The 1,720-nt window shown below is 59.1% G+C and carries 2 protein-coding genes; both read left to right on the forward strand.

Going from position 1 to position 1,720, the window contains the following annotated elements:
- Positions 1–633 (forward strand): hypothetical protein (locus ACH2EH_RS10315; protein WP_395141371.1); only part of this gene is annotated, 633 nt, incomplete at its 5' end.
- Positions 617–1,606, forward strand: coding sequence for a replication-relaxation family protein (locus tag ACH2EH_RS10320; protein WP_395141373.1), 990 nt, complete (start codon positions 617–619; stop codon positions 1,604–1,606). The genes ACH2EH_RS10315 and ACH2EH_RS10320, both read left to right, overlap by 17 nt.
- Positions 1,607–1,720 lie beyond the last annotated feature (114 nt).

Raw genomic sequence — 1,720 nt, forward strand, 5'->3', positions numbered from 1 at the left:
TCCTACTCAGGTATTCCACGGCTTTATGTTCACGCTGCGGGAAGCAGGGAGCCAGTTGAAGTGAGCCACTATATCAAGGGACTCTCCAGCAGCTCCTACATGGTGGGGCCAGCTCCCGTGCAGCTCGTGGTTCGTTTCCCCAGGCCGACCTTCTCGATTGTTTCTCGTTTGAGCGAGTCGGAGAAGCGCGACCGTTGGACGCGGCTTCTGATGGATCTGCCCAAGCAGCATGCGGTTGTGGTGCTTAGCCCGGAGCATCCTGCGGTGATCAAGGTGGTTCCTGTTGCCGAGCCCGCTGCTTCCCAGGGGCTCAGCCGGTTTATGAGCACCGCACTTGTCGCCAATGGTCAGACCTTGGCAGAGATAGATGAGGTATACAACACTCGTCGCGCTCGTATTCAGGAGGGAGACGAAGCCTACCGCAAAATTCGGGAGTCCGGGGAGAAGCGCACTGCTGAGCGTACCAATAAGCGCCCCTCTCGATTCGAGAAAGAGGAAGCCGAGGCAGAACAAAAAACAAAGGTATACCAGCCACAAACAAAGGCACTGAAGCCGCTGCCGCTACCAGCGGCAACGTCTGGCGGGGAGGGAAATGGCGATATGGGAGGGTTCGACGATGGCAGCATCGACTAAAGGAGAGGGAGAAGATAAAGAGCAGGCAGCCGCAGGACGTAAGCGCGTGGGACGCTACACCCGCATTCCAACGCCGCTCGCGGCTCTTACCCCCATCAAGCTAACGCTTCTGCGCTTCCTGGTGGAGTGCCGCATACTTTCGTTGCATCAGCTAGCAAGACTTGCGCAGCTCTCTTACAAAGGAGTGCAGCGCCAGATGCGGGCTCTTTTCAATGCGGAGCTGGTGGATGTCGTGCCCATCGCACGGATCGCACTGGCTTCCGAGGAGATTCCCAACACGGCGCAGCTTCTCCACGGCACTGCCCCAAATCTGTACGTGCCCACCGCATCCGCCATTAAGCTCCTTGTCGAATCAGGCACGGTTGCGCCGCACTATCTGAAGCGAACCCTACCCAAATATGGCCCACGTCAGACTCCATTTCTGCGGCATGAGCTAATCGTGCGTGATGTGCGCGTGTGGCTGGAGCGGTTGCATCAGGTAGGTCAAGGCAGCACGCAGCGCTGGGAAGATGGCCCCTATGCCCACTTGGATCTCCAGCCCCTTGGCGTGGTCCGTCCCGATGCCTGGTTCGTATTTGAGCTGAGTGCTCGCCCCTCTTTCTTGGTGGCGCTGGTGGAAGTGGATCGAGGGACAGAGCGAGGACGGGAGCGCTGGTCGGAGAAAGTGGGAGCCTACGCCGCGCTCTTCTGCTCGGGTCGGCTCGCGGAATTGACGGGCTATCGGCGCGCCCGGGTTCTGGTGGTCTGCAATAGTGAGGCCCGCCGCGATACTCTCGCCACCCTGATCGCTGAGTTGGCAGGAGATATCGAACTGCCCAGTGAGGGAGCGGACGCTGGTACTGGTGGCAGTCTGGCTAGTCGGTTCTGGCTGACGACAACGGCAGCCCTCGAATCGGCCACTCTGTCTGATGCGGTCTGGTGCCGGTTTGGGAGTAGGGATCTTGTCCCCCTCGTCAACCCGCAGCCAGGCTAATGATTGCAATGACTTTACTCCTGTGGACGATTTTTCGACCTGTTTCGGATCACGCCGATATCGGCTTCTAGCGCTTCCGCTACTTTGCGGAGACGCTCCAAACTGGCAGTGACA

The organism is Armatimonas sp. (assembly GCF_043760365.1).
GTDB lineage: Bacteria > Armatimonadota > Armatimonadia > Armatimonadales > Armatimonadaceae > Armatimonas.